Raw genomic sequence first — 5,929 nt, forward strand, 5'->3', positions numbered from 1 at the left:
TAATGTTATCACCTCTTTGAATTTATAAGAACATAATATCATCTCTAAGTAAAAAGTCAATATTATTTTATAATTATTATAAAATAGTTATCTCTATTAAGCGATATCTAGTATTGAAAGTGTGGAAAAACCTTGTTGGAACAGCTTTTTATGGCACTTGATAATTTTTGAAGAAATAATTTTTCCTTCTCTATTTGCGAAACAAGCAGAGTAAGTGATAAACAAGGATATCAAAAATCGTATTTAAAAAAGAGTTGACATATCGGAATAATTTGAATTAACATGTTATTCAAACAAAAAACAATTGGGCAGCTGATCGGACCGCCGAAGGCTCTCATCTCTACAAGAACAGAGATGGGGGCCTTTTTGTTTTTTTGAAGGCGGGGTTGGCAGAAAGAGAGGGATAAAAGTGGCTGTGACCATCAGCATCAAAGAAAAGGCATTTGTTCAAGAGGGCCGCAAAAACACGGTCTTAGAGAACATAGAATTATCAATCGCACCAGGCGAATTTCTAACGCTTATCGGACCGAGCGGGTGCGGAAAAAGCACCCTGTTAAAGATTATTGCAGGGCTTGATTCTGAATATGACGGGAGTGTTGAAATTAACGGCCGCAGCGTAACAGCTCCGGGTATTCAGCAAGGATTTATTTTTCAGGAACACCGCCTCTTTCCTTGGCTGACTGTTGAGCAGAATATTGCAGCCGACTTGAATTTGAAGGACCCAAAAGTCAAACAAAAGGTGGATGAACTGATCGAGATTGTCAGATTGAAAGGATCGGAAAAAGCATATCCGCGCGAGCTGTCAGGCGGCATGTCACAGAGAGTAGCCATCGCCCGGGCCCTTCTGCGGGAGCCTGAGGTGCTGCTTTTAGATGAACCGTTTGGTGCACTCGACGCTTTTACAAGAAAACACCTGCAGGACGTGCTGCTGGATATATGGAGGAGGAAAAAAACAACGATGATTCTCGTGACTCATGATATAGATGAATCTGTTTATTTAGGAAATGAGCTTGCGATCCTTAAGGCCAAACCGGGGAAAATCCATAAGCTGATGCCCATTCACCTGGCGTATCCGCGAAACCGGACGACTCCGGATTTCCAAGCGATCAGACAGAGAGTGCTGTCGGAATTCGAGAAAACAGAAGATTTGGAGTACGCAGAAGGATCAGGGATATAGAAAGGGCGGAAGCGGAAATGAAAAAAGGACTCATTGTATTGGTTGCCGTTATTTTTCTGCTCGCAGGCTGTGGAGCAAATGGAGCCAGCGGTGACCACAAACAATTGAAGGAAATACGTATTGGTATTCAGCAAAGCTTAAGCCCGCTTTTGATCGCAAAAGAAAAAGGCTGGTTCGAAGATGCATTTGAAAAAGAAGGCATCAAAGTGAAATGGGTGGAGTTTCAAAGCGGTCCGCCCCAATTTGAAGGCCTTGCGGCAGACAAACTTGATTTTTCTCAAGTCGGTAATTCGCCTGTGATCGCTGGACAGGCGGCAGGCATTGACTTTAAAGAAATTGGCTTATCTCAGGATGGGTTGAAAGCGAACGGCATCCTTGTCAACCAAAACAGCGGCATTCAAGACGTTAAGGACTTAAAGGGAAAGAAAATTGCAGTCGCTAAAGGCAGCAGCGGGTTTGATTTTTTGTATAAAGCGCTTGATCAAGTGGGGTTGTCAGCTAACGATGTGACAATTATTCAGCTTCAGCCTGATGAAGCAGCTTCCGCATTTGAAAACGGATCTGTTGATGCCTGGTCCATTTGGGAGCCGTACTTGTCCTTAGAAACAATGAAACACGGAGCAAAAATCCTTGTGAACGGAGAAAGCACAGATTTATATTCACCGGGTTTTACTTTAGTAAGAACAAAGTTTTCAGAAGAGCATCCAGACGAAGTGGTCCGTTTTCTGAAGGTGTTTAATAAAGCCGTTGTATGGCAAAAGGAACATCTGGATGAAGCAGCGGACTTGTATTCTGACATTAAAGATCTCGATAAAAAGGTCGTCGAAAATGTGCTGAAAAATACTGAACCTCTGAATGAGGTCATCAGTGACGACATTGTGAAAGCGCAGCAGGAAACAGCAGATTTTCAATTTCGAACAAAGGCGATAGATAAGAAGATTGATGTGAAGGATGTTGTCGATAACACTTTTATCAAAAAAGCATTAAAGGAGCATTCCTCAGGAGGTGATCAATGATGAAAGCAGAGGCTGCGGGCTCGCTGCCCAAAACGAATGCGGAAGCGGTGCGAAAAAAGCCTGGAAGGAAGAGATACGGCTGGATGAAGGGGCTTTTACTGCCCGCTGTCATCATTGCCATCTGGCAGGTCATCGGCGGGCTGGGGGTTGTGTCCGCTACAGTGCTGCCTACACCTGTTACGATTGTTCTGACCTTTAAGGAGCTTATTTTGTCCGGCGAACTGTTCGGCCATCTGCAAATCAGCATTTATCGGGCGGCACTTGGTTTTTTGCTTGGCGCGGGGCTTGGATTGATAATCGGGATTTTGGCCGGATTTTCCAAACGGACGGAGCTGTATCTTGATCCGTCGTTGCAAATGCTTAGAACCGTACCTCATCTGGCCGTCACGCCGCTGTTTATTTTATGGTTCGGATTTGACGAAGTATCTAAAATTTTGCTGATTGCGCTCGGTGCCTTCTTTCCTGTCTATATCAATACGTTTAATGGCATCCGCGGGGTTGACGCGAAGCTGTTTGAAGTCGCCCAGGTGCTTGAATTTAAATGGCATCAGCAAATATCCAAAGTGATATTGCCGGCAGCCCTGCCCAATATATTGCTAGGCATTCGCTTATCGCTCGGCATTGCATGGCTCGGGCTCGTTGTGGCAGAGCTGATGGGCTCAAGCTCGGGAGTCGGCTATATGATCATGGATGCGAGACAGTTTTCACAAACGAATAAAGTCTTTGCAGGGATTATCATTTTTGCAGTGGTTGGAAAGCTGACGGATTCCTTCGTCAGGCTGCTTGAACGAAAGCTGTTAAAGTGGAGAAACAGCTACGAAGGATAAAAGATATAAAGGGGAGATGAATATGGAAATTCTTTGGTTTATACCAACTCATGGAGACGCGAGATATTTAGGATCTGAAAGTGATGGACGGACTGCGGATCATCTTTACTTTAAACAAGTCGCCCAGGCGGCAGACAGGCTGGGATATACAGGAGTTCTTCTGCCAACGGGAAGATCGTGCGAGGACCCGTGGCTTACAGCGTCGGCACTGGCGGGAGAAACAAAGGACTTAAAGTTTTTAGTCGCGGTAAGACCTGGTTTAATGCAGCCTTCTCTGGCAGCCAGAATGACATCCACCCTAGACCGCATTTCAGACGGCCGGCTGCTGATCAACGTTGTGGCAGGGGGCGATCCGTATGAGCTGGCAGGCGATGGCCTGTTTATCAGCCATGATGAGCGCTACGAGGCAACAGACGAATTTTTAACCGTTTGGCGGAGACTTTTGCAGGGAGAAGCGGTTTCCTATGAAGGAAAGCATATAAAAGTGGAAAACAGCAATCTGCTTTTCCCGCCGCAGCAAGAGCCGCATCCGCCCATCTATTTCGGTGGTTCGTCACAGGCTGGAATTGAAGCTGCCGCAAAGCATACAGACGTGTACTTGACATGGGGTGAGCCGCCTGAACAAGTAAAAGAAAAGATAGAAAGAGTCAAAAAGCAAGCGGCAAAAGAAGGGAGATCCGTTCGATTTGGCATTAGGCTGCATGTCATTGCCCGTGAAACTGAACAAGAGGCATGGGAAGCGGCAGAGCGCTTGATCAGCCACTTGGATGATGACACCATTGCCAAAGCGCAGGCAGCTTTGAGCCGTTACGACTCTTCAGGCCAGCAGCGGATGGCCGTCCTTCATCAAGGCGATCGGACAAAGCTTGAAATCAGCCCGAATCTGTGGGCGGGGATCGGCCTGGTCAGAGGAGGGGCAGGAACAGCTCTTGTCGGTGATCCGCAGACGATTGCCGACCGGATAGCGGAGTACCAGGCACTCGGCATAGAATCGTTTATATTCTCCGGCTATCCGCATTTAGAAGAAGCGTATTATTTTGCAGAGCTTGTATTTCCGCTTTTGCCGTTTGAAAATGATCGGACGAGAAAGCTTCAGAACAAAAGGGGAGAAGCGGTAGGAAACACTTATTTTGTCAAAGAGAAAAATGCATGAGTTTAACTAAAATACAGTCCCCGAACATGGTATGATATTCAAAAAAAGGGGGCTTTTTTTCTGAAAACATTGAGAAGCGCGGCAGTCATTTGCCTCATAGCTATGCTGTCAGCATGCGGACATTCAAAACAGATGGAAATCAAAGCGGCGGACATATCAGATCTTGAAAAAAACAGAATGGATGTTGCAGCTTCACAGGCATTCACTGCTGAAGCCGTCAATATCGGTGAAGGTATTTCTTCAGCTGACATATGCATCGAACATTATCAAAAGGGAAAGCTTGTTGAGAGGTTAGGACCGGCTAGTGCAGATTATTCAGAGGAAAAACCCGATACCATACAATTTGTTTATTTTGAGAATGAAGAGGGGGAAGGAAAGAATAAACATACCACCATTCATTTTGGCATTGTGGATAAACAGGGAAATATAGCGGCTGATTCATCGGTGAAACGCGACGATAGCACAACACAGGAAATGACTCAGAATATTTCATCGCCGGAACCGATTACTTTCGAGAAGCCTGCTTTGATCGGCAGCAGTATTAGAGGGACTGACGAGACAATGCACACCTCTGAACATAAAAAAGAGCTCATTAAGCATCAAGATGCGTTACTGTATTATGTGGAATTGCATCATTAGAATGGGCGGCTTCAGGCCGTCTGTTTTACAAAGCGGTATGCTTGCTTTTTTGAATGGTGCATGATACATTTTAAATCGTAACGATTTCGATTTAAAGGGAGGCTATGTGACTTGGCTAAAAAATCAAAAGTGGCAAAAGAGTTAAAACGCCAACAGCTTGTTGAGCAATACGCTGGTATTAGACGCGAGTTGAAGGAAAAAGGAGATTACGAGGCACTCAGCAAGCTGCCAAGAGATTCAGCACCGGGAAGGCTTCACAACCGCTGCATGGTAACGGGGCGCCCAAGAGCATATATGAGGAAGTTTAAAATGTCCAGAATCGCTTTCAGGGAGCTGGCCCATAAAGGCCAGATTCCCGGTGTGAAAAAAGCAAGCTGGTAAGAAAAAACTCCGGCCGATTACAGCGTGCCGGAGTTTTTTTCGTTTTTCTTGAAAGAGATGACGTAGGAAAGGTGCTGGATGATCATGATGATAAACACAATAATAATAGGGAAAAACGGAATGCGCGATTGAAATAGCGGATAAAAAATGAGAAGAACCGCTGCGGCAGGCAGCGAGAAGTAGACAGCGATATATGACGCGCGACATGCTTTTGCCGTCATCATCTGCTCTCTTTCATCCTGCTCTTCAAACTCATCAGGCAGAAGTAGCTGCTTTCTGGCAGGGCGGCTTTTTTTCTGTAAGTACAAATAAACCGCAGACGCCGCAACAAACAGAATAAAGGGGGTGAGGTTTAAATCAAATACCATCCCGCCGCTCTTTGTGCCGAAAAAAGATGCTATGCCTTCTGAGGCTTCAAAGTATGAAATCAGCGCCCAGCATGCAAGGCCAAATAAAACAAGGTGAAAAGCTGCTTTTGTTTTCATGCTCATCTTAGTTTTCCTCCTCTAACCAAAAGACATCCTCCATTTTCATGGAGAAGGCTTTGCAGATTTTCAGTGCTAACAGCAGTGAGGGAACATAATCGCCTTTTTCAATCGCTGCCACAGTCTGTCTTGTGACGCCGACCGTTTCTCCGAGTTTTTCCTGAGAATAGCCGAAGCGTGCCCTCAGCTCTTTTACTTTATTTTTCATCATGACGTCTGTCCCCTTCACAATCTCGATTGATTATATTGTA

General features: G+C 45.4%; 8 protein-coding genes. 6 read left to right on the forward strand and 2 right to left on the reverse strand.

Going from position 1 to position 5,929, the window contains the following annotated elements; translation table 11 throughout:
- The first annotated feature begins 409 nt into the window (after positions 1-409).
- The 6 genes from RAC86_RS34240 to rpsN all read left to right on the forward strand — a co-directional run bounded on the left by RAC86_RS34240 (position 410) and on the right by rpsN (position 5,193).
- The gene (locus tag RAC86_RS34240) at positions 410-1,177 is read left to right on the forward strand and encodes an ABC transporter ATP-binding protein (protein ID WP_021479704.1); all 768 of its coding nucleotides are present in this window, start codon (positions 410-412) and stop codon (positions 1,175-1,177) included.
- Between the two features lie 17 nt (positions 1,178-1,194).
- A complete protein-coding gene (locus RAC86_RS34245) occupies positions 1,195-2,193 on the forward strand; it encodes an aliphatic sulfonate ABC transporter substrate-binding protein (RefSeq protein WP_024572624.1) in 999 nt (332 codons plus the stop codon).
- On the forward strand, positions 2,190-3,020 hold the full coding sequence (locus RAC86_RS34250) for an ABC transporter permease (RefSeq protein ID WP_377886591.1): 831 nt from the start codon (positions 2,190-2,192) through the stop codon (positions 3,018-3,020). The genes RAC86_RS34245 and RAC86_RS34250 overlap by 4 nt, the downstream gene beginning before the upstream one ends.
- 22 nt (positions 3,021-3,042) lie before the next feature.
- Positions 3,043-4,173 carry an FMNH2-dependent alkanesulfonate monooxygenase gene (gene ssuD, locus RAC86_RS34255; protein ID WP_377886592.1) on the forward strand — a complete coding sequence of 377 codons (1,131 nt, stop codon included), beginning with the start codon at positions 3,043-3,045 and terminating at the stop codon, positions 4,171-4,173.
- Positions 4,174-4,275: 102 nt separating this feature from the next.
- The gene (locus RAC86_RS34260) at positions 4,276-4,812 is read left to right on the forward strand and encodes a hypothetical protein (RefSeq protein ID WP_377886594.1); all 537 of its coding nucleotides are present in this window, start codon (positions 4,276-4,278) and stop codon (positions 4,810-4,812) included.
- 111 nt (positions 4,813-4,923) lie between these two features.
- Entirely contained in the window at positions 4,924-5,193 is a 270-nt protein-coding gene (rpsN, locus tag RAC86_RS34265; protein WP_003233455.1) for a 30S ribosomal protein S14, read from the forward strand.
- Between the two features lie 17 nt (positions 5,194-5,210).
- On the opposite strand, the gene RAC86_RS34270 is transcribed toward rpsN, so the two are convergent.
- Complete coding sequence (locus tag RAC86_RS34270) at positions 5,211-5,684, reverse strand: hypothetical protein (protein ID WP_377886593.1); 474 nt, start codon at positions 5,682-5,684, stop codon at positions 5,211-5,213.
- Position 5,685: 1 nt separating this feature from the next.
- Positions 5,686-5,886: a helix-turn-helix transcriptional regulator gene (locus tag RAC86_RS34275; protein WP_009966860.1), complete on the reverse strand. Its 201-nt coding sequence runs from the start codon at positions 5,884-5,886 to the stop codon at positions 5,686-5,688.
- Positions 5,887-5,929 lie beyond the last annotated feature (43 nt).

This window comes from Bacillus sp. LR_5, from assembly GCF_042709275.1.

Bases quoted from the DNA above. Each gene is read 5' to 3' on its own strand.
- RAC86_RS34245 (WP_024572624.1), top strand. From the start codon at position 1,195: ATGAAAAAAGGACTCATTGTATTGGTTGCCGTTATTTTTCTGCTCGCA.
- RAC86_RS34250 (WP_377886591.1), top strand. From the start codon at position 2,190: ATGATGAAAGCAGAGGCTGCGGGCTCGCTGCCCAAAACGAATGCGGAA.
- ssuD (WP_377886592.1), top strand. From the start codon at position 3,043: ATGGAAATTCTTTGGTTTATACCAACTCATGGAGACGCGAGATATTTA.
- RAC86_RS34260 (WP_377886594.1), top strand. From the start codon at position 4,276: ATGCTGTCAGCATGCGGACATTCAAAACAGATGGAAATCAAAGCGGCG.
- RAC86_RS34270 (WP_377886593.1), bottom strand. From the start codon at position 5,684: ATGAGCATGAAAACAAAAGCAGCTTTTCACCTTGTTTTATTTGGCCTT.
- RAC86_RS34275 (WP_009966860.1), bottom strand. From the start codon at position 5,886: ATGAAAAATAAAGTAAAAGAGCTGAGGGCACGCTTCGGCTATTCTCAG.